At 36.1% G+C, this 26,185-nt stretch carries 28 protein-coding genes and 1 riboswitch; of the genes, 18 read left to right on the forward strand and 10 right to left on the reverse strand.

Annotation, left to right across the window (positions count from 1 at the left end):
- Window positions 1-12 precede the first annotated feature (12 nt).
- Entirely contained in the window at window positions 13-1,302 is a 1,290-nt protein-coding gene (locus RCG17_RS11515; protein ID WP_308175280.1) for an MFS transporter, read from the forward strand.
- A gap of 667 nt (window positions 1,303-1,969) precedes the next feature.
- On the opposite strand, the gene RCG17_RS11520 is transcribed toward RCG17_RS11515, so the two are convergent.
- Genes RCG17_RS11520 through RCG17_RS11535 form a run of 4 tightly spaced genes read right to left on the reverse strand, consistent with a single transcriptional unit; the run spans window position 1,970 to window position 9,078 of the window.
- Window positions 1,970-4,354, reverse strand: a complete 2,385-nt coding sequence (locus RCG17_RS11520; RefSeq protein ID WP_308175281.1) for a HAMP domain-containing sensor histidine kinase — start codon at window positions 4,352-4,354, stop codon at window positions 1,970-1,972.
- Window positions 4,344-4,706, reverse strand: coding sequence for a response regulator transcription factor (locus RCG17_RS11525; protein WP_308175282.1), 363 nt, complete (start codon window positions 4,704-4,706; stop codon window positions 4,344-4,346). The genes RCG17_RS11520 and RCG17_RS11525 overlap by 11 nt, the downstream gene beginning before the upstream one ends.
- A gap of 10 nt (window positions 4,707-4,716) precedes the next feature.
- The gene (locus RCG17_RS11530; RefSeq protein WP_308175283.1) at window positions 4,717-6,384 is read right to left on the reverse strand and encodes a GGDEF domain-containing response regulator; all 1,668 of its coding nucleotides are present in this window, start codon (window positions 6,382-6,384) and stop codon (window positions 4,717-4,719) included.
- 60 nt (window positions 6,385-6,444) lie between these two features.
- Window positions 6,445-9,078: an EAL domain-containing protein gene (locus RCG17_RS11535; RefSeq protein WP_308175284.1), complete on the reverse strand. Its 2,634-nt coding sequence runs from the start codon at window positions 9,076-9,078 to the stop codon at window positions 6,445-6,447.
- Between the two features lie 233 nt (window positions 9,079-9,311).
- Window positions 9,312-9,394: riboswitch (cyclic di-GMP riboswitch) on the reverse strand.
- A gap of 808 nt (window positions 9,395-10,202) precedes the next feature.
- Between RCG17_RS11535 and RCG17_RS11540 the strand changes: the two genes are divergently transcribed.
- Window positions 10,203-10,883: a competence protein ComK gene (locus RCG17_RS11540; protein ID WP_308175285.1), complete on the forward strand. Its 681-nt coding sequence runs from the start codon at window positions 10,203-10,205 to the stop codon at window positions 10,881-10,883.
- Between the two features lie 381 nt (window positions 10,884-11,264).
- On the opposite strand, the gene RCG17_RS11545 is transcribed toward RCG17_RS11540, so the two are convergent.
- Window positions 11,265-11,432, reverse strand: a complete 168-nt coding sequence (locus RCG17_RS11545) for a hypothetical protein (protein WP_308175286.1) — start codon at window positions 11,430-11,432, stop codon at window positions 11,265-11,267.
- A 446-nt stretch (window positions 11,433-11,878) separates the two neighbouring features.
- Between RCG17_RS11545 and RCG17_RS11550 the strand changes: the two genes are divergently transcribed.
- The 5 genes from RCG17_RS11550 (at window position 11,879) to RCG17_RS11570 (ending at window position 14,809) form a co-directional block, all read left to right on the forward strand.
- Window positions 11,879-12,181: a helix-turn-helix domain-containing protein gene (locus RCG17_RS11550; protein WP_308175287.1), complete on the forward strand. Its 303-nt coding sequence runs from the start codon at window positions 11,879-11,881 to the stop codon at window positions 12,179-12,181.
- Window positions 12,182-12,207: 26 nt separating this feature from the next.
- The gene (locus RCG17_RS11555) at window positions 12,208-13,053 is read left to right on the forward strand and encodes an IS3 family transposase (protein ID WP_308175288.1); all 846 of its coding nucleotides are present in this window, start codon (window positions 12,208-12,210) and stop codon (window positions 13,051-13,053) included.
- A gap of 330 nt (window positions 13,054-13,383) precedes the next feature.
- A complete protein-coding gene (locus tag RCG17_RS11560; RefSeq protein ID WP_308175289.1) occupies window positions 13,384-13,632 on the forward strand; it encodes a hypothetical protein in 249 nt (82 codons plus the stop codon).
- 408 nt (window positions 13,633-14,040) lie between these two features.
- Complete coding sequence (locus RCG17_RS11565) at window positions 14,041-14,394, forward strand: hypothetical protein (protein ID WP_308175290.1); 354 nt, start codon at window positions 14,041-14,043, stop codon at window positions 14,392-14,394.
- Window positions 14,342-14,809: a hypothetical protein gene (locus RCG17_RS11570; protein WP_308175291.1), complete on the forward strand. Its 468-nt coding sequence runs from the start codon at window positions 14,342-14,344 to the stop codon at window positions 14,807-14,809. Before RCG17_RS11565 ends, RCG17_RS11570 begins: the two co-directional genes overlap by 53 nt.
- 15 nt (window positions 14,810-14,824) lie before the next feature.
- On the opposite strand, the gene RCG17_RS11575 is transcribed toward RCG17_RS11570, so the two are convergent.
- From RCG17_RS11575 to RCG17_RS11595, 5 genes are all read right to left on the reverse strand, one after another.
- On the reverse strand, window positions 14,825-16,021 hold the full coding sequence (locus tag RCG17_RS11575) for a YifB family Mg chelatase-like AAA ATPase (RefSeq protein WP_308175292.1): 1,197 nt from the start codon (window positions 16,019-16,021) through the stop codon (window positions 14,825-14,827).
- Window positions 16,009-16,356, reverse strand: a complete 348-nt coding sequence (locus tag RCG17_RS11580) for a magnesium chelatase domain-containing protein (protein ID WP_308175293.1) — start codon at window positions 16,354-16,356, stop codon at window positions 16,009-16,011. Before RCG17_RS11580 ends, RCG17_RS11575 begins: the two co-directional genes overlap by 13 nt.
- Window positions 16,353-16,730, reverse strand: a complete 378-nt coding sequence (locus tag RCG17_RS11585; protein WP_308175294.1) for a hypothetical protein — start codon at window positions 16,728-16,730, stop codon at window positions 16,353-16,355. Before RCG17_RS11585 ends, RCG17_RS11580 begins: the two co-directional genes overlap by 4 nt.
- Window positions 16,730-16,954, reverse strand: a complete 225-nt coding sequence (locus RCG17_RS11590) for a transposase (protein ID WP_308175295.1) — start codon at window positions 16,952-16,954, stop codon at window positions 16,730-16,732. The genes RCG17_RS11585 and RCG17_RS11590 overlap by 1 nt, the downstream gene beginning before the upstream one ends.
- Before the next feature lie 626 nt (window positions 16,955-17,580).
- Window positions 17,581-17,736, reverse strand: coding sequence for a hypothetical protein (locus RCG17_RS11595; RefSeq protein WP_308175296.1), 156 nt, complete (start codon window positions 17,734-17,736; stop codon window positions 17,581-17,583).
- Between the two features lie 400 nt (window positions 17,737-18,136).
- Here RCG17_RS11595 and istA point away from each other — a divergent pair, with 400 nt between their 5' ends.
- From istA to istB, 11 genes are all read left to right on the forward strand, one after another.
- Window positions 18,137-18,901, forward strand: coding sequence for an IS21 family transposase (gene istA, locus RCG17_RS11600; protein ID WP_308175297.1), 765 nt, complete (start codon window positions 18,137-18,139; stop codon window positions 18,899-18,901).
- Window positions 18,902-18,981: 80 nt separating this feature from the next.
- Window positions 18,982-19,308, forward strand: a complete 327-nt coding sequence (locus RCG17_RS11605) for an IS66 family insertion sequence element accessory protein TnpA (protein WP_308175298.1) — start codon at window positions 18,982-18,984, stop codon at window positions 19,306-19,308.
- Entirely contained in the window at window positions 19,302-19,643 is a 342-nt protein-coding gene (gene tnpB, locus RCG17_RS11610) for an IS66 family insertion sequence element accessory protein TnpB (protein ID WP_308175299.1), read from the forward strand. The genes RCG17_RS11605 and tnpB (RCG17_RS11610) overlap by 7 nt, the downstream gene beginning before the upstream one ends.
- 80 nt (window positions 19,644-19,723) lie before the next feature.
- Window positions 19,724-20,050, forward strand: a complete 327-nt coding sequence (locus RCG17_RS11615; protein WP_308171378.1) for an IS66 family insertion sequence element accessory protein TnpA — start codon at window positions 19,724-19,726, stop codon at window positions 20,048-20,050.
- Window positions 20,044-20,400, forward strand: a complete 357-nt coding sequence (gene tnpB / locus RCG17_RS11620; protein WP_308171377.1) for an IS66 family insertion sequence element accessory protein TnpB — start codon at window positions 20,044-20,046, stop codon at window positions 20,398-20,400. The genes RCG17_RS11615 and tnpB (RCG17_RS11620) overlap by 7 nt, the downstream gene beginning before the upstream one ends.
- Window positions 20,401-20,513: 113 nt before the next feature.
- Window positions 20,514-22,070, forward strand: coding sequence for an IS66 family transposase (locus RCG17_RS11625; protein ID WP_308175824.1), 1,557 nt, complete (start codon window positions 20,514-20,516; stop codon window positions 22,068-22,070).
- A gap of 215 nt (window positions 22,071-22,285) precedes the next feature.
- The gene (locus RCG17_RS11630) at window positions 22,286-22,612 is read left to right on the forward strand and encodes an IS66 family insertion sequence element accessory protein TnpA (protein WP_308171378.1); all 327 of its coding nucleotides are present in this window, start codon (window positions 22,286-22,288) and stop codon (window positions 22,610-22,612) included.
- Entirely contained in the window at window positions 22,606-22,962 is a 357-nt protein-coding gene (gene tnpB, locus RCG17_RS11635) for an IS66 family insertion sequence element accessory protein TnpB (protein WP_308171377.1), read from the forward strand. Before RCG17_RS11630 ends, tnpB (RCG17_RS11635) begins: the two co-directional genes overlap by 7 nt.
- 113 nt (window positions 22,963-23,075) lie before the next feature.
- Window positions 23,076-24,632: an IS66 family transposase gene (locus tag RCG17_RS11640; protein ID WP_308175808.1), complete on the forward strand. Its 1,557-nt coding sequence runs from the start codon at window positions 23,076-23,078 to the stop codon at window positions 24,630-24,632.
- Window positions 24,633-24,833: 201 nt separating this feature from the next.
- Window positions 24,834-25,412 carry a hypothetical protein gene (locus RCG17_RS11645; protein WP_308175300.1) on the forward strand — a complete coding sequence of 193 codons (579 nt, stop codon included), beginning with the start codon at window positions 24,834-24,836 and terminating at the stop codon, window positions 25,410-25,412.
- Window positions 25,409-26,176, forward strand: coding sequence for an IS21-like element helper ATPase IstB (istB, locus tag RCG17_RS11650; RefSeq protein ID WP_308175301.1), 768 nt, complete (start codon window positions 25,409-25,411; stop codon window positions 26,174-26,176). Before RCG17_RS11645 ends, istB begins: the two co-directional genes overlap by 4 nt.
- The last annotated feature ends 9 nt before the right edge of the window (window positions 26,177-26,185 follow it).

Consider the following 26,185-nt stretch of genomic DNA (forward strand, 5'->3'; position numbering starts at 1 on the left):
GGGGATGATCAAATGGCTAAGCGCTCAGGTTTACGGTGGTTTTTTGCATTTTTATTCTTTATTATCGGATTAGTTGCCTATATGGATCGGTCAAACATTGCAGTTGTTGCCACTCCAATGATGAAAGATTTCGGAATGGATAAGGTTCAATTTGGATTTCTGAATTCATTATTTTCCTTAGGGTATGCTGCTTCTCAAATACCTGCAGGTTTATTAAGTGAAAAATTTGGTGCAAGATTTATTGTTACCTTTGCACTTATTTGGTGGTCGGCATTTACAATGTTAACAGCAGCAGCCAGATCCTATGGACTTTTAGGGGCTGTTCGCTTCCTATTTGGTATAGGAGAAGGTCCTATGTATCCAGGAAATGCAGTTTTTAATACCTATTGGTTTTCAAAGAAAGAAAAAGGACGTGCATCCAGTGCCCTTCTTGCAGGATCTTATTTTGGTCCAGTAATCGGCCCAGCCATTACTGTTGGAATCTTTCAAGCATTTGGCTGGCAAGCTGCATTCTATACTTTCGGTATTGTCGGAATTATAATCGCTATCATTTGGTTAATTCTTGGTAGAAACAAGCCTGAGGATCACCCTAAAATCTCTAAGGAAGAATTGGAATATATTCTTAAGGAACGCTCCGTTTCAAAAGAGGTTAAAAAAGCAGCCCCTTGGAAGCAGCTTTTAAAGAATGTTCGTTTCTGGATTTTTGGTCTAACTTATTTTGTCACCATATATATTGTTACTATTTATTTAGTCTGGCTCCCAACGTATCTTCAAGAAGCACGTCATTTAACTTTGGCAAAGTCAGGACTGTCTGCTAGTTTACCATGGTTAGCTATTTTTATTACGGTTATGTCGGGTGGAGCTATCTCTGATAAACTTTTAAGTAAAGGAAAATCAAGAATGGTAGCACGAGGTGGACTTGCCATTGGCGGACTTGTTGCTTTTGCCATCACCATGTTTTTGGCATCTAGGGCAGAAAGTACGACAATGAGTGTTCTTTGGCTAACATTATCACTTGGTTCTTTAGGATTTCCAGTAGTAACATCTTGGGCAGTTGCTAATGATTTAGGGAAAGAGTTCGCTGGCTCTGTTTCCGGTTGGATGAACATGTGGGGCAACATTGGTGCTTTTTTATCACCACTTGTATGCGGATGGTTAGCACAAACCATCGGATGGAATGCAGCACTTCTAATTAATATTATTCCTATAATAGTAACAGCCATTTTATGGTTTGGTGTTCGCCCAGATCACCCTCTTTTCAAAGATCAAAATGACAGCGCTACATTAGTTAAAAACGCATAAATGATGGTGGGATAAAGGATGAAGATATCTATAAAGTTAAAACCTAAAGCGAAAAAACCACCTCTGCCCTCGGAAGCACTAGGTGGTCCACAAGAATTCTGTTAAATACCCACCAGGCTAATGGTGAATATTTAGGGAGAAGAAAAAACTTCTCCCTTTTTCATTATACCTACACAAGAAAAAAATAACGATGATAATTCTTACTCTTGTTGTTTACTTGAGGGGGACTGCCCCCACTGACCGATTCTTTTCTCCAAAATTCCTGATAATCCTCAAGTGGTTAGCAGGTAAGCCTATAGGCTTTTATTTTAGCCAAACTTCATTTATACCAACACACGGACAAAAGCAAAGTCAATGGTGGCTGATAATGGAGTGGTTCTCTATCCGAGATTCTGGTTCAATATGTCCGTGACGATGGCTCTATTCAAGTAAAATATTCATTGTAAGATGTCCATGAAATACTTATATATCAAAATTTTAGTCCTCTTCAAATAAACAAATCTAATTAATAATTTGTCTTTTTACAGTGACTGATGCTGATAGTCGTACTATTCAGTTGCACTTCCATAATATCATTTCATCCAACTCTTTTTACCTATCACTCTTCGACAAATATCGGGTCGTGACAGTGGCACTGGAATTAATTTTGACCTTAATCTTAACCTCCCTAGAAAACTGGGAAAGTTGCTATAAAAGTACTACCACGGCCATATTCTGACTCGACTTGAATTTCTCCATTATGTGCATGTACAATTTCTTGTACGATTGATAAACCTAAACCCGTACCTCCAATTTTTCTCCGATCGGAGTTATCTACCCGATAGAACTTTGTAAATAACTTATTTATGGCATCTTTAGGAATCCCTAGACCCGTATCAATGATTGCTATTTTCACTTGGTCTTCTTCATGTATTATCCTTACTTTAATGATCCCACCATCTGGTGAATATTTAATAGCATTATTAATTAAATTCGTAAAAACCTGCTTAATTTTGCATTCATCACCTAAAATGACTGGGTCGGAATCATCAATTTCCAGGATTATTTCATGTAGTTTTGTGCTGACCTGCTGAGCCTCTATTACACTGTCTAAAATAGGAAGTAATTTAATCGGGTTTTTCTCATAGGTTTGTGCACCTGTTTCCATTCTTTGTATATCAAGAAAATCATTTATCAAATTGGTAAGTCGCTTGCTTTCACTTAAAATATTGCTCAAATATTGTTTCTGCTTTTCTGGCTTTATTTCACGTCTTAACAATAGTTCAGTAAACCCAAGAATACTGGAAAGCGGGGTTCTTAATTCGTGGCTGACAGTACTGACCAATTCGGACTTCATTTGATCAACCTCGTAATTTTTCGTTATATCACGATGAATCAGTACTTTGCCGAGCATGGTATCTGCGTGATACAGTTCTTCACAAAAGACTTTTATCATTCTCTTTGAATGAGCTAATGTATAAATAAACGAATCCTCAGATGAATCCAATATTTTAGTTAAATTTTCAACAAATTCACCTTCAATTACCTGCGATTTCATAAAGCTTGTCCATTCTCCCCATGTTCTGCCTATAAAGTAGGAGTATGAGCATTGAAATAATTCACATAAATAATGATTTACTTGTAAAACTACACCACTTTGGTCTATTAATTGAACACCTTCTTTTAGAGTATTTAAGATATCCTGATTTCTCTTTCGTTCGGCTTCAGATTTTTGATAGAGAGAGATTTTTTCCAAACTAATTCCAATACTTTTAGCAAGGGAAATGAATTCATCCATCTCTGAAACTCGGTAATGTGAAGAAAAACTCGAAAACATCATGACCGCAATCACTTCTTCAGTTGAAGATATAACTGGCAAAAAAAGGTCATTACAGTAAATTTTATCTTCGTGGTATCCTTTATCAGCAATTTCCTGCTGCCTTCTCACCGAAAAAGGCTTCTTCGTTGCTGTCAATTGTTCAAACAAGGGAATTTTCATATGGGTCAAGAATTGATTTACCCCCGAGAGCGGTACCCCATATGAGGCATAGGCTTCATCAAAGGTCATTGTAATGATCCCTTTATCTGCATCAATGATTTTGCACATATTGACAACAATGCTATCAAGTACCTCCTGTAAGTTTAATGTGTTGGAAATTTGATTGATAATTTGATTGTGGCGTTTTAATTTTTCCTTATTTTCCATAAGCTTGGTTAGTGTATCTTCCAATTCAGTCTGTTGGGCAATCAATTCTTCGTTATGGGCCAATAAATCCTGCTCCTTCTCCTGAACCTTTTCGGCCATTCTTTTAAATGTAGCAGATAACTGGCCAATTTCATCTTCCTTTGATGTGTCAAGATCAATGGTCGTGTTTTCTCCACTTGCAATTTCATCCGCAGCCATAGCCAATTTTGCCAGAGGCCGACCCAATTGTTTAAACAAATAACCTAAAATAGTCAAAAGAATAATGAAACTTAATAGCATAATAATGACAAATACTACCTGTATCTCTGTTTGCAAATCAATGAGCTTTTGAAGGTGATTTTCATTTTCCATGTCAACTTTTTGGAGTTGATTATTCATTAACTTTTGGAATGAATCAATTTTGGGAGTCACTTCTTCTTTTGCAAGTTTTACAACTTTAGCCTGATCTCCGGATTCAAAGATAGAGTTAATAGCTGGCAATTTATCATTAAAATAATAGCTGGTGAATTCTTCTACAGATTGGATGAAATCCTGATTATTTATCGGAGAATTTATTTTTTTATATTTGCTTATTAGTTTTCTTACGTTTGCTTCCTGCGCAATAGCGTTATTTTTTAAACCAACATTGTTAAATGCCAGATATCCACGCTCATTAAAAAAGGTATCATCAAAACAATTATCTAAATCCTTTGTAATTTTCTCCTCCTTGGTAAGCTGATAGCTTTCGGTTAGGTATGAATGATTTAACATATTGAGCGTTGTCAAAAAAGCCGCAGCTCCCAATGCAAAAAGGAAAAAATAGATACCCATTAATAGGACAAACCGTCTTGAGATACTTTTCTTTCTGATGTATGTGTTAATTCTCATTGAAGATCACCTTAATTTTTTCAAGCAACTCATTAGGACTAAATGGCTTGGCCATAAAATAATCTGCCCCGGTATCAAATGCTTTTTCTTGATCAGATAATTGGCTCTTAGCTGAAAGCATCAGAATTTTTACATCCTGTTTTTCTAACCTAACGATTTTAATTACATCAAGCCCTGTTAAAACTGGCATCATATAATCTAGAATAATTAGGTCATACTGATTTTCTTTGATGTAATGAAGTGCTTCCTGGCCATCCTCAGCTTCATCAATAAGATAAATTTCATCCTCAAGCGTATCCACAATCAACATTCTTAAAATTTCTTCATCTTCAGCCAATAAAATTCTTTTCATTAAAATCATCCTAAGCTTTATTTTCGACAAGGGGGGATTCAGACTCAAAATCTTGATTTTTGATGCGTTGAATTAATTTTTTCATCCTTGAATGGAGATTTTCAATATTAAAGGGCTTGGTCATATAATCATCTGCCCCAAGTTTTAGTGCTCTTTTTATATCCTCTTTGCTGTTTCTTCCGGTTAGCATCATCACAAGAACATGATTAGAAACCTTGGCTTGTTTTACTTTTTCCAAAACCTCAAAGCCGTCCATTTCAGGCATAACCCCGTCGAGAATTAAAAAGTGATCTCCACGTTGTTTAAGACGCTGGGAGGAAAGGAAAGTTGGTCCATCTTTAAATTCCTGTAAGTCAATATCATAATGGTCAATTTTAAGCGTCCGTAACTCCTGCATTAACATAGTTCTTATAATCGCAATATCATCGATAATTGAAATAAATAGCCTTCTATTCTCATAGTCTTCCCCGGGGCTTTTCATGTACTCCACTCTTGCTCTTCCGGATTCCTTTGCCCTATATAATGCCTGATCAGCAAAGTTCAAAGCATCTTTAATGGTTGTTTCAGGGCGATTGATCATATGAATTCCGGCGGAAAAGGAAACTGAAAATTCCTGACCATTTGATTCAAAACGAATTTTTGAGAAATCATCCAATAGCCTTGTGATAATTTCATATGTTTGATGATCACTTGTATTTGGAAACAAGATAATAAACTCTTCCCCGCCATACCTAAAAGCGATGTCTGTATTTCGCATACCTTCCTCCAAAAAAGTAGCAAACGCAGACAGAACCATGTCTCCTGTTGGATGTCCAAAGTTATCATTGACCTTTTTAAAAAAATCAATGTCCAGCATGGCTAAACAAAATGGCTGGCCATTACGCTTTAAATCGTTCAAACTGCGATTATAAGTAACATGTAAATAACGTCGATTATACAGTTTCGTAAGCTCGTCGATTAAGGCAGACTGTTCGAACAGTTTTTTTCTTTCCAGATGATGTTCAATACGAACAGTCAATTCCTCTAAATCAAGCGGTTTCTCTAAGAAATCATCTGCTCCAATTTTGAGAGCGTGTAACCGTGTTTCTTTGTCGCACATTTTACTAATCATGATGATTGACACAAATTGCTTGCGGCTATAAGGCCGTAACGCTTGGATGGTTTCGAGCCCAAGCAGACTGGGGGAATTCTCATTAATGATTACACAATCAGGGTTTAAATCGAGATATTGCGAAATTACTTTCTCTTCGGATGAATTCGTAACGACAATCCAACCTTTTTTTTCAAGAAATTCCTTTAAAAAAATGAGGTTTGAGATATCATTCCCGATTACCTGAATAAGTGGGGTATGATCTGTTTGTGAGAGATTCCTGCCATGAATCTCTCCAGACTCAAATGTTTCATAGTTTTCAGTAAGAATAATTAATTTATTGAGAAGTAACTTTAATTCTTCTCTTTCCCAGATTTCCTTTTTTGCCCTATTAATCTCTTCCATCAAATTATTTGATATCATATATATATCCATTAGTTCCACAGTTCCTGAAGTTCCTTTAATTGAATGGAGAAACCTGTACACTTCCGAATTGGCAATAGGCTCCTGCTCCCCCTTTTCAAACCAAAGAGAAAATTGCTTTTTTAATTTTTCCAATAATAAGTTTTTATACGTAGTTAAATTCACTTTTACCACCTTTTTCTAGTTTGTGAGCAAGCAGGTATGAAAAAAATTGAAATTAGTCGTTTATAAATCTTTTACCGTCACAAAGCTACTCCCTGGTAGGATAGGGTTTTTCTTAAGCTTAACTCCAATGGAGTTCAATAACTTTATAAGTTCTTCTTGTTCTCTTTTCTTTACTTGAAATTCTACACCATACTTATATAAACCATTATTCTGTTCTTTGGACCAAACAATGTGTCCAATTACCTTTAATTCCTTAAAAGCTATCTCTGTTAAAAATAAAAGCTGAATTTCTTCCTTTACCGGGAGATGCAGGCTGGAGAAAAAGCATAATCCACCTGGACCGATATTTTCAATAAATACTTGGGAACTTCCTAGATTTAGCTTTTTATTGCCAACTTTATCAATAGTCATATTAGCCGCCAGCAGATGCGTCTTAAATTTAATCCTGAAGTATTTCCTTTGATTTATTTTTTCTCGAGAATTTACATCATTTATTTTCTCCCATGTGTTATTCCTAAAATACTCTCTGAATTTATGTTCAGATATGGGTTTGCTATAGAGATATCCTTGAATTTCATCACAATTTAATTGCTTTAGTAAAGAAAGCTGTTCATTTGTTTCTACCCCTTCTGCCACAACTGTTTTTTTCAACTTATGGCAAAGATGTATAATCGACGAAGTAATTTCAAAGCTATCTGGGTCCTTGTGAATATTGTCTATTAGGCTTTTATCTATTTTAATTACTTGACAAGGAAACTTGCTTAAATAATTAAGCGAGGAATATCCCGTCCCAAAGTCATCCAATGCTATTGTTATGCCCGAACTTCTCAACTCATTTAATGTCTTTAAAACTTGCTCTTCCTTTTGAATGATTACCGTCTCAGTTATTTCAAATTCAATCCATTTTGGATGAACGGCTGACTCTGTTAAAGATGATAAGACCATGTCGACAAAATTAGGCTGCAGCAGCTGTAAAGCAGATAAGTTTATTGATATTTTTTTTACCGCTAAACCTTCACTTTGCCATTCTTTTATTTGATTGCATATTCTTTTTATCATCCATTCCCCAATTTGAACAATTAATCCGGAATCCTCCGCCATAGAAATAAACTCAGTCGGTGAAACAATTCCCCATTTTGGGTGGCTCCAGCGAATGAGAGCTTCTGCAGACACAATTTGATTCGTTGTAGGATCAAAGCGAGGCTGAAAGTCAATAATATACTCATTATTTATTAATGCCTTTTTTGAGTCATTTCTTAAGGTAAATTGTTTAAAGTTATATAAACTCATAGTTGGTGAAAAAATTAGGAACTGATTTTTTCCACTCTTTTTAGCACGATACATGGCAACTTCCGCATTTTTCAATAGCTTATCTTTCGTTTCCCCGGAATATGGAAAGATGCTTACCCCCATACTTGCAGAAAGATGCACTTCTTCTCCTTTAATGTTGTATGGTTCATTGTTAATTTTTGAATGGAGTTTAGATAAAACTTGAACAACTTCCTCATAGTCGTCCAGACCTTTCACAACCAAAATAAACTCATCACCGCCAGGCCTAAACATACAGACTTCGCTTTTAAGTTCATCATTTATTTTGGAAGAAAAGTCTATCAGAAGTTGATTGGCATTTTGCCGGCCAAACATATTATTCACATATTTAAAATCATCTAAATCAAGGTAGACAACAGCTATGAGAGCATTATTTTCCTTGGCGATATCTATCTCTTTACTTAAACAGACATCAAGCTGTTTATAATTAGGCAATCCTGTTAACATATCACAGTATTCCATTTTCTCATATAAAAGTTTTTGCTCAGTTATTTCTCTATGAATAAAAACAATTCCGTTTATATCAGGATCGTGTAGCATATTTTTAGCTGTCATTGCACATGAAACCCATGAACCACTTTTGCTTCTAAACTCAATTTCAAGGGTATCTGGACTTTCAAAGTTACTCTTTAGTTTTTTAAACCATAATTTAAGCTGAGGGTGACTTTCCTCCCTAACGTAATCATATCCATTTTTTCCTATTAGCTCTGAAGGACTGTAACCAAAGACTTTTTTAATTGCATAACTTACATACTTAAAGTTTCCATATTGATCAACGATGCCAACTACCTCATCCGGTGGGGCTGCCAATAGTTTTTCTTGCAGAAGTACTTGTTTTTCCTTTTCTTTCTCTTCTGTTATATCTTTTCTAATTGTTAAAAAACAAAAAGGTTTGTTACTTTGATCAGTTATAGGAAAAATAGACATGAAGTACCAAACAACTGTGCCATCCTTTCTTTTGGCGGCAATTTCCCCCTCCCATATATCCCCCATAAGGAGCGTTTCCCAAAGATTTTGATAGAATTCTTCCGAATGGAGTCCAGTTTTAAAGATTCTTGTGTGTTGACCAATTAATTCCCAATGTTCATATCCAAGCGCAGCACAGCATTTATCATTTACGTAATTAATAAAACCATTTAAGTCCGTTATAAGAATCTGTGTTTCCTTGTAAACAACATCATTTATTTTCTTAATCTTTAAATTAAGTCCTTCAGTTTCCGGAGGATTTAATTCATTTAAAACATTTACCTCTTCTTGATTCACTCGAACATTTCTATTCGAAGAATAATCGTTGCTATTTTCTTTTGTATTTACCAAATCCCAAATTTTATCTGTTTTATTATTTTTCCTGGTAAAGTTAAACAACTAAATAGCCCCCTTTTTTGATGAATAAAAAACTAGTAAGAGTCTGCAGGTTTTAAAGTGTAAATTGATTAATCTCTATTTCTCTCTACCTCTTGCATTATGGTATTTACACCATGACAATAATGAAAAATAAAAATGCAGAATCATATTGTTCTAAAACATCTTTCATCATATTTACAAAATAAAAAAAGTAAAATCACAAAAAATGGGATTTTACTTTTTTTCCCACTTCCTTCGGTAGTTCAGCCACCATAGCCATTGCTTTAGGTCTGGAACTTTGCGTCCTTATCTTTCGATAAGTTTGCTATTATCAGTAAAGTGATATATTCCGTTGTTTTTCTAATCAAATTTTAATATAAAATAGGTGAAAAGTCCGCACAATCAGACAATATTCACCAAATTTTTGATTTTTGTTCAAACTTATGTCGAAGTATTGTGTTGATTAAATATCAATTAGTTATATTTTAATAGGATTATTGTCATGTGATACTTTTAAATTATTCACGGATAACTAGTAATAAGCGCTCTTTCTAGAAGAATTTAAGTCCGATGTTTGTTAACGTCAATTAGAGGATCTCTGTCCTGCACTTACGGGCTCTGATATCCGCAGACAGGGCTTGTTGGAGCTGAAACTTTTTGAATAATTTATGAAAAAATTGTAGAATTTTGCGAAAATACAAATTATCTAGGTATAGTTATATTGAAAACGGTTACATTTTTGGGTAATATAAGTTGTGTCAGAATACTAGGGACACATCTTACATCTCCAGAACTTTAAGAAATGTTTAATACGTTGTACTGCGCCGTACCTCTTTACATTTCTTATATGCTAACAAACATACATGTAACCATCTTTGTTCAATACTTCAGATTCTCTCCATCTCTGTTTATGCCAATCAGGGCTCCATAGATTCGAAAATGCTTTAATCTACTATTTGAAAAACAACCTACCATGAATAGCGACAAACAATTACTTAAAATGAACTTCAGCCAAAGGTGGTGATGATATTTCGAGATTTAAATGTTTATGATTTCATTTCATTTCTATGGACGAAGCCTATTTACGAGCCTATTTATTGGAATCCTATTATATCAATCCTATCAAGGAGCTGAGGAATTATTTTATGAATAAACGACAAGATCGATTTAATATAATCGTTTCCAAAATGAAAAAAGCATCTTCAGTCAAAAAATCCAGAAGATATTGTGTTTCAGAAATGAAAAAGCAACAGAATCCATTGTTTGAAGAACATTATGCGGTTAATCAATTCTTCATGTATATGGCAGGCTTTTATGATCGCCGTAACAAAGCATGTACGATCGTTAGAGAAACAAACAGAATGTTTGTGGTTGAGAAGTCCCCACTGGAAATCTTGGATTATAGCATTAAAAAAGTAGGTTATACCCTAAAAGGAGCGATGGAAACATCTAGAGAACATAATGGGAAAACAATGTGTCCAATTATGGTTAATCTATTATTGGAACTTGTTCTTTTTCCTACTCAGTCAGCAAAGCATGTTGAAACGATATGGTTAAATCCAAACCAAATTCATCGAACAGATTACGCTAAATACATAGATCGAAAAACAAATATTGAGTTTAAAAATGGGAATATCATTACTGTTGATTCTAGATTATCATCCTTAAACAATAAACTAAAGAGAGCCGAACAATATCGCGATTCAACAGTCGCAGCCGCAAAACCCCCATTATCATTAATCAAGAATTCGAATATGGGAAAGTTCTTCCTACTTACTTTGGTAACAATAAAATGGTTACCAAGTATATTTGAAATAATGTATTAGTCATTCAAGGATCATACTGTTACTTTTATATACTTTTAAAGTTACCTAGAAAAAAAATTTACACATCATTGATAGATTAAATCGTTATTGCTAGCAGCAGTTTGCCTTCACACGGCACTATAGCTGTAAATGCAAGTGATAAAAACAAGAACAAATGTGTCAAAAAGGCGATTCAAAATTTGTATCAATTAATTAATGTTTAATTGGAAAAAAATGTGAGCTAAATCGTTCAAAGGTTGTCCAGATTGGCTCTAATTTTTGTCTTAAGTGGCTCTTAAATATGTCAGCGCTGTCACATTTCCATGTCTTTTTCATCTGTATGAATCGATTAAAGAATAATGTGAATCTGACTTTCCTGGGCGTTCCATATGACGCCCCTTTTTATTTTTGGCTGTCCCCCTGGATAGGAATAGTGGCTCTCAACTTTGGATATAAGTGTAATAAAAAATCTAGTTCCTTTATTGGAGTATACTCATCAGGGCGTACCTCAACTTGTACACGATAGCCCTCCAGTCCTTTTAATCCAATACTAGATACTTTTACAGTCATTGAATGACCTCCTATCATAGGACAAATATTTTGTGGGTGGCAAATCAAATCATTGGAATGAGAAGATAAATAGATACATTAAATAGGGATTTTAAATAATAGATAGTGGAGTTGAAACATGAATAGTTTGAAGACGGAATGAAGGAATACCAAATCGATTTGAATAAGAGGATTTAAAATAAATTTTCTACACATACTCTTTTCTCCAAAATTCCTGATAATCCTCCAATGGATGAAAAAATTGTTATAAAATTTTTAGTTTCACAACTACGACTGACACAAAAGATTAACCTGCCACCCTTACTATTCTGTCATTTCATCCCATCTCTATTAACCTATCAAGCTTCGACAAATCTCGTGGCGTGACAGCTGGTTGACCCCCTTATAATGGACATATAACATAGAGAAAAACACGACATATCTGGATTCTTGGGGGGATAACTGGAATGGCCAAAAAACAAACAAGTGTCGAAATTAAGATAGAAGCTGCACTACAGATTTTAGATGGGAAAAAATCAGTTATAGAAGTGGCGGACGATTTAGGACTACATCGTGATACTGTGAATCGTTGGGTTAATTCATATAAAGAGAATGGAGAGGATGGACTTAGAAATCCAAATTCACACCGATTATCTCAATCAAAAAATAATAGTCAAAAAGTTAGAGAATTAGAGAAAAAACTAAAAGAAATAGAATTGGAGAATGAGATATTAAAAAAGTTCCAAACCTTTCTCAAGGAGAACGAATAAGCAAGAAATTTGAAGCTATTTCGTACTTGAGAAAGGAATATTCAGTTCGCCTTCTTTGTTCTGTTCTTGGAGTTTCTACAAGTGGTTATTATGCTTATATTAAAAGACCAAACGTACAAGTATCAGTTGAAGATCGTGAGTTATTAACAAAAATAAAAAAGGCATACTCTCTTCACAAAGGCACCTACGGAGCAAAACGAATTGCCAAATATTTATCTGCCAAAGGGACGCTTGTTAATCATAAAAAAGTAGCTCGCATCATGAAAGAGGCCAATCTTAAAGCAACAGTACGCCGTCCAAAGACTACCAAAGAATCCAAAGGAAAAGCTGCTGGTTATGTCTATGAAAACCTCCTGAACAGAGACTTCCATGCCACTTATCCGAATCAAAAATGGGTAACGGATATGACTGAAGTTTGGGTGGAAGATAAGAAGTTTTATGTTTCAGCGTTGATGGATTTATTTAATCGGGAATTACTTGCATTACAAGTTAGCTCCAGTCCAAACAAGGAGCTTATTAAAGCTACAATCGAAACTACTCAAAAAAGGAGAAAATTAAAATCATTAGAGGGCGTTATAATCCATAGTGACCAGGGAAGTGTTTACCGATCTTTTGATCACAATAAATTGGCGAAGACACTAAAGTTTACACCTAGTATGTCACGCAAAGCTAACTGTTGGGATAACGCTGTTATTGAAAGCTTCTTTTCTCATTTTAAAACGGAGTTTCCTTGCTTCTTTGAGGTAAAACTTTGTTCCTTTATGCAAAACATAAAAGGATTTGTTCACTATTACAACGAGAAACGAATCCAACAAAAACTTGGATTCGTCTCTCCAAAAGATTATTATAAAAATTACCAAAAATTATCTTAATGTCGTATTTTAAAAGTGTCTATTTAATAGGGGCTTGACCACAGGCACGGGAATATTGAGTTTAAAAATGGAAATATCATTACTGTTGATTCTAGATTATCTTCCTTAAACGATAAACTAAAGAGAGCCGAACAATATCGCGATACAACAGTCGCAGCCGCAAAACCATCATTATCATTAATCAAACATTAAGATATTGGAAAGCTCTTCCTCAATTCTTTTGTAACAATAAATTGGTTACCAAGTATATTAGATATACTGTATTAGTCATTCAAGGAACATGCTGCTATTTCCATATACTTGTTAGGTTTACCTAGCAAAAAATATAAATTGAAAAGAGGTGTTGCTACCCTGAGCAAATCTAGAAAAAAATTTAAAAAAATAGAAATTTATTATCTGGTCGTAAAGAAAGGTTTTATCATTAATATAGAAATTTACACATCATCAATAGATTATATCGTTAAGGCTAGTAGTAGTTTGCCTTCACACGGCACGGTAGCTGTATATGCAAATGATAAAAACAAAAACAAATGTGTAAATCAGGCGATTCAAAATTTATATCAATTAATTAATGTTTAATTGAAGTATATAAAGTGTGAACTAAATTGTACAGGAGATGGCTCAAAGCATGTCCAGATTGGCTCTATATTTTGTCTTAAGTGGCTCTTAAATATGGCAGAGCTATCACATTACCATGCCTTTATTCATCTGTATGAACCGATTAAAGAATAATGTAAATCTGACTTTCTTGGGCGTTCCTTATTTCGCCCCTTTTTCATTTTTGGTTATCCCGCTAGATACGTATAGTGGCTCTCAACTTTGGATATAAGTGTTATAAAAAATCTGTTTCCTTTATTGGAGTATATTAAATCAAACTTTTCAGGGCGTGACAGGGACTGAATTCAGTTCACAAAAATTTCACATTATCCTACCTGTCCTTTTGCCCCCTTTCTTTTTATATAGAAGGTGAAAGGGAGGTTCAAAATTATGACGATAAAAGCAGGTAGGATTGAAGATTTCATTGGTTTTTCACAGTTTGATTCCTTGAAGGAATTTAATGGTCATATCGAGCAGTGGATGGTTAAACACAAGGGGGCATTTTCAAAAGGTGAACTTGTTGCATTAAAGCGGCTGGTTCGCTATTCAGCTAAAATTCCAGGTGTTTGTAATGCTAAAATTGGAACACTGCTAAAGGTGATCCACGAAGAGTACAATGGCAACGGTATTTCCCGCTCTACCTTCAAGCGGATGACACTCAAGGCAAAAGAATTAGGTATCCTCACTATCTATGAAACAGGAAGAAAAAAATGGCTCTCAGACAGCCAATCTTTATGTGTTTAATCGTTTACCTGCATATGAACTACCCAAAGCAGAAAAAATGAACCACCCAGAAACTACTAATCCTTCAGAAACTAAAAATAAAGATATAAAAAAACGTTACGAAAGATCGGTTACGTTAGACCACACCTTTACGAGTGATCGTGTGCCAAAACCTTTTGTTCAATTAGTCCATTACTTTTTTGGAGATCCCAAAACCATTGAAGAATACTGGAAAATGGTCCAGATCGCTGCCTACAAAAATACTTGTGAAGAAGACCAAGACCAAGTACTGGAAGTCGGAATTCAAGCATTTAAACAGCTAATTCGCAAGATAAAATCAATGAAAATCAGAAATCCATTTGCATACTTTTACGGAATCCTGGATCGAAAGTTCATGGGGATTTTCATGGATGAGTTAGAGCAATTAATTGAATAATGCTCCCTGGCAAGATCAACACACACCAGGCACAATTCCACCGTTTTCTTTTAACAAGGCACGATTGTTCAATTTAACAGCTTCCCAAATGCTTTGATCGGTGATTCTATCCTTTCCTTGGAGATCAGTTATAGTTCTAGCAAGACGAAGGATTTTGATATGTGTTCGATTGCTCCAGTTTTTCTTTGCTGAAAATTGATCAAGCATCCGTTGCTGTTCAAATGTCAATGGGCTTAATTTTACTAGAGTATCATAATCTATTCTCGAATTGGTTATTTCTTTTCCATAACGATCATATTGCCTTTTTCGGGCTTCCTCCACTCTTTTGCGAATAATATGTGATGGTTCACCCTCTCTTTTCTCAGTTTTAAAATCAACTGAGCTTAAAGATAGATTAATATCAAAACGATCTCTTAACGGGCCGGATAATTTATTTTGATAAGAAAGAATTTGCTTTGGAGTGCAAGTACAATAGTGGGAGTTAGAACCTGCGTAGCCACAAGGGCATGGGTTCATGGCAGAAACTAAAATAAATGATGCAGGATATTTGATGGTTGCTTGCGTGCGGCTAATCGTCACAGTACCACTTTCTAAAGGCTGTCGAAGCATATCAAGGGTTTTCTTCGAAAATTCTGCAATTTCGTCTAAAAATAATACACCACGATGTGCTAATGACACCTCTCCTGGTTTAGGATATTGTCCGCCGCCAATGATCGAGATGGCTGATGCCGAATGATGTGGATTGCGAAATGGAGGCATATTTACTTGGGGGTAAGAATTTCCGCTTAAGCTATATAAACTCATCATTTCTAATTGGGCTTCCTTTGTTAATGGGGGTAAAATGGATGGAAAGCTTTCCGCCAACATACTTTTTCCACAGCCTGGTGGTCCCGTCATAAAAACATGATGCTCCCCAGCAGCAGCGACTTCCAAAGCACTTTTAGCATAGGAATGACCAATAATTTGTTGAAAATCAATATAATTCAAAGGGACAATTTCTTCTTTCTGTTGTTGTGAGAAAAACGGTAGAATATTCTGCCCTGAAAGATGTTGAACGACTTCATGCAAGGAGGACACATAAACAATTTCAAGTTCATCAAACTCTAATAATGGAAGTCTTTCATCAAAGGGCATGTACAATCGTTTTATTCCTAATCTTTTGGCAGCCAGCACCGTTGGCAGCATTCCTTTCAACCGGCTCAATCTCGCCATACAAATGATAATGCTCCAATAAAACCTGTATGATCAGGGATCTTAACCTTGAGTTCCTTAATGCTTAATAACACACAGATGGCCATTGCTAGATCAAACATTGGTCCATTTTTCTTTTGTTCGGATGGGGAAAGGCTAATAATGATTTTTTTATCTGCCAGTGAATGGCCAAATGAGTGGAGTGCTGCCATGATTCGGTCTTTTGATTCCTTAACAGAAGCATCCGGCAACCCGACAATGACAATCGATTCCACGCCAGCAAACGCCTTTACCGCAACATTCACAAAGTATCCTTCCATGCCTTTTAAACCAATACTCGTAACCTTAATGCTCACAATGACACCCCACATTCGTTTTTATTTAGTAGGAGTTTTCCAGTATCCGAAAAAGATAATTTAGTATAGCCAGACTTTAGATATTGCTCGTAATGTTGGGATTGCGGTTCAGGAAAATAAGAAAGGAGTTGTTTCGTATAGACGAGTGAAGATTTTTCAAGGAAGATGTATACACGGTAACTGCTCCAACGGTAATCTTCTAATGCTGTTACCATATTTGCTTTCAGAGGATTTAAGTGGATATATTTGCTTAATTCTAATTCATACTCTGATGAATCTATTAGCTCACTACCATAACGTTTATCAAAAACATGTCCTATATGGTGGTATTTCGCATTAAAATACCTAGCATATTTTGTATGAATGTACTTCATTACCTCTCCCTGGGAACTTTCCTCGTTTCAATCTGTAAATGAATATGATTGGTCATTAAACAATACGCATGAAGATTAAAATTATAACGATGTTTTGCCTCTTCAACCAATGATAAATACTTATCGCGATCATCATCATGGTGAAACAGAGTCGTTCTTCTTACTCCTCTGCTTGTAATATGATATTTTGCACCAGGAAACCACGGCCGACCTTTTCTGGCCAATAGCGATCACTCCTTTTATTAATTTGTATCTTGAAGAAAATAGGAAACTTAATAAATGAAGATGCAACAAAAGGATTTTTGAGAAGAAGGATTGGGGCAAAAAATTACTTAAAATAACTATACTCCAAAAATTCGACAACATCTTAAATATTCCTGCCCCTTTTTAACAAAATAAAGAGGACAAAGCTCTGTCCCCTCCAAATTAACAAATCTGAATGTTTGTCTTTTTGCGGTGCCTGACACCGATTGTCATGGGGAGAACCCATTTCCATACTCATGGTCGGAACAGGACATCTATGAAGGAGCACGTAAAATCATAAATGAATACTTCAAGGATTAACCAGTATTTTGCACAAAACTCCTCTAATCAACGAAATAGTGAATTAGAGGAGTTTTTATTGGTTAGTTGGCTGGAAAAATATAAGAGTTCTTTGTCAGAGAACTACAATGTTGTTGTAAACTAATCTTCAGTGGTCCTCCACCCCGTTAGAATGGTTCATTTCTTCCGTGAAAAGTGCTCAATTTGTCCGAGAAAGCTGCTCTTTTCAAACGAAATATTCAGGCAGTTATCCTGCAAGATAATTGGTTCCCTGACATTAATATTTATCGGGGTGTACACACCCTTACTATTCAGTTGCACTTCTGTACAATACTACCATTTCATCCATCACTATTAACCTAACAATCTTCGACAAATCTCGGGGCGTGCCGAAATAACTTCCATGGTCAACAACACTTCCAGTTACTTGCATTGCCTTTAACAAGTTATCTAAATAATACAAGCCCCCGCCTTCTTGAAGGTGGGGGCTATTTGACGCTTACTTGCAAACTGTATTCCTTCACTATTCTTCCCATACTGACATAGGTGCCAATTAAAACTGCCACCATTTCTATTCAGTTGCGCTTCTATAATATCATTTCATCCATCACTAATATCCTATCAATCTTCGACAAATATCGGGGCGTATCGGGGCGTGACAGGCACCGCAATTAAAAACGCATGAATTAAAGGTGGATTGTTGCTATTTGATGCATACCTTACAAATCCCCCTAACCCTTTGTAAGTGCTAGACTAAAGTGAACAGTTTACGACAAATAATTTTGAACACTTATTTACTAAAATGATTCTCCACTTTATGATAGATTTTTATACTTCTATGATTAGGCGGAGGATTTGAAAAGGTGGATAAGTTTGATATGTATATAGAAATTAGAGGGATGCTAAATCAGAAATATAGTATCTCATCTATCGCTAAGAAACTAAATATTTCGAGAAATACTGTTTACAAGTATATTCGTAAATCTCCTGAGGAAATGGCAGAATGGACGGCATCAACAATGATAAGAAGTAAGAAGTTAGACATTCATAAAGAATTAATACTTCATTGGTTAAGAGAATATCCAGATCTAACTGCAGCTCAAATCCAAGACTGGCTTAAGGAAAAATATCCAGAGTTCCAGGTTGGAGAAAGTACAGTAAGAAGTTATGTAAGATCCCTTCGGGAAGATTTTCAAATTCCAAAGGAATCCAGTGCTAGAGATTATCAAGCAGTTCCTGATCCTCCAATGGGCGAACAAATACAAGCAGACTTTGGTTTTAAAACAGTAAAAAACCAATATGGTAAACCAGTTAAGTTAGTGTTCATTGTCTTTGTCTTGGCCCATTCAAGATATAAATATATTGAATTTCAAAATCGCCCTTTCACGACAAAAGATGTTATTTCAGCTCACAGGAATGCATTTAAGGAATTTGGAGGGGTATCAAAAGAAATCCTGTATGATCAGGACCGACTAATAGTAGTATCTGAGAATGAAGGCGATATTTTACTTACGGAAGAGTTTCAACAGTTTGTAAATGAAATCAAATTTGAAGTTAAACTTTGTAGAAAGGCTGATCCGGAAAGTAAAGGGAAAGTAGAAAACGCGGTCAAGTTTATTAAGAAGTAAGCGTCAAATAGCTCCCACCTATTAACAGAAGAACCTCTATGAGATAATCTCCTCAAATAATAATTTGGGGAGGTTTTTAATTGGATAAGTTAAATTTACGTAAGGAATGGGAGCTTCGAATTACTGATTTTAAAGCTAGTGGTCAAACCCAAACTAAGTGGTGTGCAGATCACGAACTAAATATCCACCAGTTTAGGTACTGGTTAAGAAAATTTAACCCATCTGAATTAAATGAAGCTAGGGTATCATCAAATTCAAACTGGCTATCAATTGATGATATTGATGATCAAACAGGAACTGGGAACTCCTTATCTGTAAAGGTGGCGGGAGTTACAATTGAAGTGAAGCCAGGTTATGACCCGATGCTTTTTCTTGATGTAGTAATGAAGCTGAAATCTTTATGTTAAATGAAGCAACTGTAGATCGAGTCTACCTCGCACGAGGTAGTACAGATTTACGGAAATCTATTGATGGATTGGCTGTTCTTGTTAAGGAAGAATTTGATTTAGATCCCTTTTCTTCAAGTCTATTTGTATTTTGTAATCGTGGGAGAGATAAATTGAAAATCCTTCATTGGGAACACAATGGTTTTTGGCTATATTATCGCCGACTGGAACGAGGAAAATTTCATTGGCCATCCGACAGTAGTACAGTTCCTTTGAAAATTAGCCCACGACAACTACGATGGCTTCTTGATGGATTATCATTAGATCAAAAACAAGCACACCCTGTAGTAACGTAAGCGTCAAATAGCTCCCACCTATTAACAGAAGAACCTCTATGAGATAATCTCCTCAAATAATAATTTGGGGAGGTTTTTAATTGGATAAGTTAAATTTACGTAAGGAATGGGAGCTTCGAATTACTGATTTTAAAGCTAGTGGTCAAACCCAAACTAAGTGGTGTGCAGATCACGAACTAAATATCCACCAGTTTAGGTACTGGTTAAGAAAATTTAACCCATCTGAATTAAATAAAGCTAGGGTATCATCAAATTCAAACTGGCTATCAATTGATGATATTGATGATCAAACAGGAACTGGGAACTCCTTATCTGTAAAGGTGGCGGGAGTTACAATTGAAGTGAAGCCAGGTTATGACCCGATGCTTTTTCTTGATGTAGTAATGAAGCTGAAATCTTTATGTTAAATGAAGCAACTGTAGATCGAGTCTACCTCGCACGAGGTAGTACAGATTTACGGAAATCTATTGATGGATTGGCTGTTCTTGTTAAGGAAGAATTTGATTTAGATCCCTTTTCTTCAAGTCTATTTGTATTTTGTAATCGTGGGAGAGATAAATTGAAAATCCTTCATTGGGAACACAATGGTTTTTGGCTATATTATCGCCGACTGGAACGAGGAAAATTTCATTGGCCATCCGACAGTAGTACAGTTCCTTTGAAAATTAGCCCACGACAACTACGATGGCTTCTTGATGGATTATCATTAGATCAAAAACAAGCACACCCTGTAGTAACAGCAAGAACTGTTATTTAAATAATGAAAAATCGTAGAATTAGCCTGTTTTGTCGTATAATAAAATTATGAAAAAGTCAGCGAATTCAACTACCACAACCCCTACAATTGAAGATCTTCTACAACGCTTGGAAATGCTGGAGAAGCATAATGCAGAATTAGAGGCGAAGCTAAAAAAGCAGAACGAATTAGAGGCAAAAGTAAAATGGTTTGAAGAACAGTTTCGCCTTCTGCAGCAAAAAAGATTCAGCTTTTCCAGTGAAAAAACCAACCCCGATCAATTGGAACTTTTCAATGAAATTGAAAAAGAAGCAAATCCTGAATTGCCAGAACCTACTTTAGAATCTATCACCTATCAACGACGCCGTAAAAAACGCGGACATCGTGAAACGATGTTAGAAAACTTGCCTGTAGAGACGATTGAATATCGTTTATCCTCTAGTGAGCAAGTTTGTTCGTGTTGCGGTGGAAAATTACATGAGATGAGCACGCAAATGCGCCAAGAACTAAAATTCATTCCTGCGGAATTGAAAGTGGTTAAGCATGTTCAGTATATTTACTCTTGTCGTCATTGTGAGCGTGAAGAAATTGAAACGCCCATTGTCACAGCACCAATGCCTAAACCTGTCCAGTCTGGGAGTTTAGCATCTCCTTCTTTAATGGCTCATATTATGAACCAAAAATATGTAGATGGGTTGCCATTATATCGACAAGAACGGCAGTTTACCAGACTTGGAGTGATATTATCACGCCAAACCCTTGCCAACTGGATGATTCACGGAGCAAACCAATGGCTGATTTTGCTTTACGATCGTATGCATCAAATTCTTTTGGAAAATGATGTATTACATGCGGATGAAACAACCTTACAGGTGCTTCATGAACCTGAACGACCAGCCACATCAAAATCTTATCTCTGGCTTTACCGATCTGGAAAAGAAGGACCGCCAACCATCCTTTATGATTATCAGGAAACTAGATCCGGCAAAAACGCAGAGAAATTCCTATCAGGATTTAAAGGATATTTACAGGTAGACGGATACGCTGGGTACCATAAGGTACCTGATGTAAAACTTGTCGGTTGTTGGGCACATGCACGTCGTAAGTTCGATGAGGCATTAAAAGTATTGCCTTCTTCGAAGCGAATGACATCTGGGGCAGCAGCAAACGAAGGTCTCCATTACTGTAACCAACTATTTCGCATTGAGCGCAACCTAAAAGAGGTATCTCCTAAAGAACGTTATGAACAACGTATAGAACGCAGCAAGCCAGTCTTGAATGCTTTTTTGGCATGGCTAAAAATACAGGAGCAAAAAGTGTTACCAAAAAGTGCTTTAGGTCAGGCAATAACCTACTGTCTCAATCAATGGGATAAATTAGTGGTATTTCTCGAGGATGGGCGTTTAGAGATTGACAATAATCGCAGTGAACGCTCAATCAAGCCCTTTGTGATTGGAAGGAAAAACTGGCTATTCTCAAATACACCACGAAGTGCAAAGGCCAGTGCAATCATCTATAGTATCGTGGAGACAGCTAAGGAAAATGGTTTAAATCCATATTATTATCTTCGTTATCTGTTTGAGAAGTTACCCAACATTGATCTGACAGATAAAAATGACCTAGATAAAGTACTTCCTTGGTCAAAAACACTCCCAACCGTTTGTATAGATTTTAAAAACTTACCTAAATAATAACGCGATCCCCACCTGTCAACCAGGTGGGGATTATTTTACGCTTACATTAAGAATAACTTCATTAATAACAGAGTATTTCATAATATCGATACGTGGAATGAGCAGTCACTGAAATGGTTAAAAAGAACGTAAGCGTCAAATAGCTCCCACCTATTAACAGAAGAACCTCTATGAGATAATCTCCTCAAATAATAATTTGGGGAGGTTTTTAATTGGATAAGTTAAATTTACGTAAGGAATGGGAGCTTCGAATTACTGATTTTAAAGCTAGTGGTCAAACCCAAACTAAGTGGTGTGCAGATCACGAACTAAATATCCACCAGTTTAGGTACTGGTTAAGAAAATTTAACCCATCTGAATTAAATAAAGCTAGGGTATCATCAAATTCAAACTGGCTATCAATTGATGATATTGATGATCAAACAGGAACTGGGAACTCCTTATCTGTAAAGGTGGCGGGAGTTACAATTGAAGTGAAGCCAGGTTATGACCCGATGCTTTTTCTTGATGTAGTAATGAAGCTGAAATCTTTATGTTAAATGAAGCAACTGTAGATCGAGTCTACCTCGCACGAGGTAGTACAGATTTACGGAAATCTATTGATGGATTGGCTGTTCTTGTTAAGGAAGAATTTGATTTAGATCCCTTTTCTTCAAGTCTATTTGTATTTTGTAATCGTGGGAGAGATAAATTGAAAATCCTTCATTGGGAACACAATGGTTTTTGGCTATATTATCGCCGACTGGAACGAGGAAAATTTCATTGGCCATCCGACAGTAGTACAGTTCCTTTGAAAATTAGCCCACGACAACTACGATGGCTTCTTGATGGATTATCATTAGATCAAAAACAAGCACACCCTGTAGTAACAGCAAGAACTGTTATTTAAATAATGAAAAATCGTAGAATTAGCCTGTTTTGTCGTATAATAAAATTATGAAAAAGTCAGCGAATTCAACTACCACAACCCCTACAATTGAAGATCTTCTACAACGCTTGGAAATGCTGGAGAAGCATAATGCAGAATTAGAGGCGAAGCTAAAAAAGCAGAACGAATTAGAGGCAAAAGTAAAATGGTTTGAAGAACAGTTTCGCCTTCTGCAGCAAAAAAGATTCAGCTTTTCCAGTGAAAAAACCAACCCCGATCAATTGGAACTTTTCAATGAAATTGAAAAAGAAGCAAATCCTGAATTGCCAGAACCTACTTTAGAATCTATCACCTATCAACGACGCCGTAAAAAACGCGGACATCGTGAAACGATGTTAGAAAACTTGCCTGTAGAGACGATTGAATATCGTTTATCCTCTAGTGAGCAAGTTTGTTCGTGTTGCGGTGGAAAATTACATGAGATGAGCACGCAAATGCGCCAAGAACTAAAATTCATTCCTGCGGAATTGAAAGTGGTTAAGCATGTTCAGTATATTTACTCTTGTCGTCATTGTGAGCGTGAAGAAATTGAAACGCCCATTGTCACAGCACCAATGCCTAAACCTGTCCAGTCTGGGAGTTTAGCATCTCCTTCTTTAATGGCTCATATTATGAACCAAAAATATGTAGATGGGTTGCCATTATATCGACAAGAACGGCAGTTTACCAGACTTGGAGTGATATTATCACGCCAAACCCTTGCCAACTGGATGATTCACGGAGCAAACCAATGGCTGATTTTGCTTTACGATCGTATGCATCAAATTCTTTTGGAAAATGATGTATTACATGCGGATGAAACAACCTTACAGGTGCTTCATGAACCTGAACGACCAGCCACATCAAAATCTTATCTCTGGCTTTACCGATCTGGAAAAGAAGGACCGCCAACCATCCTTTATGATTATCAGGAAACTAGATCCGGCAAAAACGCAGAGAAATTCCTATCAGGATTTAAAGGATATTTACAGGTAGACGGATACGCTGGGTACCATAAGGTACCTGATGTAAAACTTGTCGGTTGTTGGGCACATGCACGTCGTAAGTTCGATGAGGCATTAAAAGTATTGCCTTCTTCGAAGCGAATGACATCTGGGGCAGCAGCAAACGAAGGTCTCCATTACTGTAACCAACTATTTCGCATTGAGCGCAACCTAAAAGAGGTATCTCCTAAAGAACGTTATGAACAACGTATAGAACGCAGCAAGCCAGTCTTGAATGCTTTTTTGGCATGGCTAAAAATACAGGAGCAAAAAGTGTTACCAAAAAGTGCTTTAGGTCAGGCAATAACCTACTGTCTCAATCAATGGGATAAATTAGTGGTATTTCTCGAGGATGGGCGTTTAGAGATTGACAATAATCGCAGTGAACGCTCAATCAAGCCCTTTGTGATTGGAAGGAAAAACTGGCTATTCTCAAATACACCACGAGGTGCAAAGGCCAGTGCAATCATCTATAGTATCGTGGAGACAGCTAAGGAAAATGGTTTAAATCCATATTATTATCTTCGTTATCTGTTTGAGAAGTTACCCAACATTGATCTGACAGATAAAAATGACCTAGATAAAGTACTTCCTTGGTCAAAAACACTCCCAACCGTTTGTATAGATTTTAAAAACTTACCTAAATAATAACGCGATCCCCACCTGTCAACCAGGTGGGGATTATTTTACGCTTACAAAAGAACAGGCAATGGCAAAATTCATAATGGCACAAAAAGAAGACCCGCCGATGTGTTTCTCGTCGAAAAGCAACACATGCGACAGGTCAACTTAATAAGCAATATTAACAAACCTAGTATAACAAGAAGTGTTCGAAAGGACAATACAATCATGTATCTTTTGAACCGGTACTCTGTTCCGTTAGGAACATTTCAAAAGTATCCAGATGTTCTTATCTATGAGACTGAAGATAATAAATTAATAATCTATGTACAAGATTCAGGGGAAATACTAGCTACACATATCATTAGCACAGATAAAGGGAAACTCATTCAGAATAGATCCCATCAACGAGATAAATCTAAGGGAATAAAAGAACTTATTGAGGTCATTAGTGAGCATTTTACAAATAAAGAACAAGCAACCATGTACTTAAATGAGTTGCGAAATAAATACCCACGCTACATTCGAGACCAACTAAGCCTAATTAAAAAGTGTACCGAAATAGGATCATTAGAAGTTATAGATGAGGCACTTGCACTTTGTTTGGAGAGACAGCTCTTTAGTGCGAATGACTTTCAGGATGTCGTATCCCTCTTTAAACGACAACGCCTGGTGAACAGTGTAATCGCCAGCGACCAACAGTTTGATTCAGATTATAACGACATCGCTGAGTTAACACTCGCAAAAACTGAGGCAAATCAACGACCATTAGAAGATTACTTCACGATCATGGAGAGTGCAAAATGAAGCAAATTAAATATTTACAAGACTCACTTGTCTCACTAAGGCTGGTCGAAACCTCAAAAAAGCTACCTTCTCTACTGGAAGAGGCCGAAAAGGAGCAGCATAGTTATATTGCTTTCCTGAATAATGTAGTGGAATTTGAACGAAAAATGAGAGAAGAAAAAAACATGGAAAAGCGATTGAAACTCGCATCTTTCCCTTGTATCACTCCACTGGAGGAATTTAACTTAGATGAACAGGAATCGTTAAGTTTAAAGCAGTTCAATCAATTAAAAGAATTAGCATGGATTGAACAATTATTTAATCTTATTCTATTGGGACCGCCAGGTGTGGGAAAAACACACATGGCGGTTGGATTAGGATTAGAAGCCATTAAACGTGGTTACAAGGTCTCATTTATATCAATGGGAGACTTGGTTCATACCTTGAAAACAATGGACATAACAAGGAAGTCCCAAACTAGGATTAAGAGAATAAAAGAATCACATTTAGTTATTATTGATGACCTGATGTACGCAGCGATGGACCCACGGGAGGCTAATTTATTTTTCCAATTGATTAATGACTTGTATAACAATTCATCGATTATCTTAACTTCCAATCGTTCTCCAAAAGAATGGACTGAGCTCCTAGGTGACGTTGGTGTAGCAACTGCTATATTAGACCGGCTCATCCATAGGGCCGAAATTGTTCATTTCAATGATTCTAGTTACAGAATGAAACATCGTGAAACAATTTTTAAAGAAGAAAGTGTTCAAAATAAATAAGCGAAATTG

Source organism: Neobacillus sp. PS3-12, from assembly GCF_030915385.1.
Classification (GTDB): Bacteria; Bacillota; Bacilli; order Bacillales; family Cytobacillaceae; genus JAEVLT01.

What these genes read in the sequence shown, in the direction of transcription:
- tnpB (WP_308171377.1), top strand. Translation starts at nt 22,606, where the DNA reads ATGTTAAATGAAGCAACTGTAGATCGAGTCTACCTCGCACGAGGTAGT.
- RCG17_RS11575 (WP_308175292.1), bottom strand. Translation starts at nt 16,021, where the DNA reads ATGGCGAGATTGAGCCGGTTGAAAGGAATGCTGCCAACGGTGCTGGCT.
- tnpB (WP_308175299.1), top strand. Translation starts at nt 19,302, where the DNA reads ATGTTAAATGAAGCAACTGTAGATCGAGTCTACCTCGCACGAGGTAGT.
- RCG17_RS11540 (WP_308175285.1), top strand. Translation starts at nt 10,203, where the DNA reads ATGAATAAACGACAAGATCGATTTAATATAATCGTTTCCAAAATGAAA.
- RCG17_RS11525 (WP_308175282.1), bottom strand. Translation starts at nt 4,706, where the DNA reads ATGAAAAGAATTTTATTGGCTGAAGATGAAGAAATTTTAAGAATGTTG.
- RCG17_RS11565 (WP_308175290.1), top strand. Translation starts at nt 14,041, where the DNA reads ATGACGATAAAAGCAGGTAGGATTGAAGATTTCATTGGTTTTTCACAG.
- RCG17_RS11640 (WP_308175808.1), top strand. Translation starts at nt 23,076, where the DNA reads ATGCTGGAGAAGCATAATGCAGAATTAGAGGCGAAGCTAAAAAAGCAG.
- istB (WP_308175301.1), top strand. Translation starts at nt 25,409, where the DNA reads ATGAAGCAAATTAAATATTTACAAGACTCACTTGTCTCACTAAGGCTG.
- RCG17_RS11570 (WP_308175291.1), top strand. Translation starts at nt 14,342, where the DNA reads ATGAAACAGGAAGAAAAAAATGGCTCTCAGACAGCCAATCTTTATGTG.
- RCG17_RS11515 (WP_308175280.1), top strand. Translation starts at nt 13, where the DNA reads ATGGCTAAGCGCTCAGGTTTACGGTGGTTTTTTGCATTTTTATTCTTT.
- RCG17_RS11585 (WP_308175294.1), bottom strand. Translation starts at nt 16,730, where the DNA reads ATGAAGTACATTCATACAAAATATGCTAGGTATTTTAATGCGAAATAC.
- RCG17_RS11550 (WP_308175287.1), top strand. Translation starts at nt 11,879, where the DNA reads ATGGCCAAAAAACAAACAAGTGTCGAAATTAAGATAGAAGCTGCACTA.
- RCG17_RS11520 (WP_308175281.1), bottom strand. Translation starts at nt 4,354, where the DNA reads ATGAGAATTAACACATACATCAGAAAGAAAAGTATCTCAAGACGGTTT.
- RCG17_RS11645 (WP_308175300.1), top strand. Translation starts at nt 24,834, where the DNA reads ATGTATCTTTTGAACCGGTACTCTGTTCCGTTAGGAACATTTCAAAAG.
- RCG17_RS11545 (WP_308175286.1), bottom strand. Translation starts at nt 11,432, where the DNA reads ATGACTGTAAAAGTATCTAGTATTGGATTAAAAGGACTGGAGGGCTAT.
- RCG17_RS11625 (WP_308175824.1), top strand. Translation starts at nt 20,514, where the DNA reads ATGCTGGAGAAGCATAATGCAGAATTAGAGGCGAAGCTAAAAAAGCAG.
- tnpB (WP_308171377.1), top strand. Translation starts at nt 20,044, where the DNA reads ATGTTAAATGAAGCAACTGTAGATCGAGTCTACCTCGCACGAGGTAGT.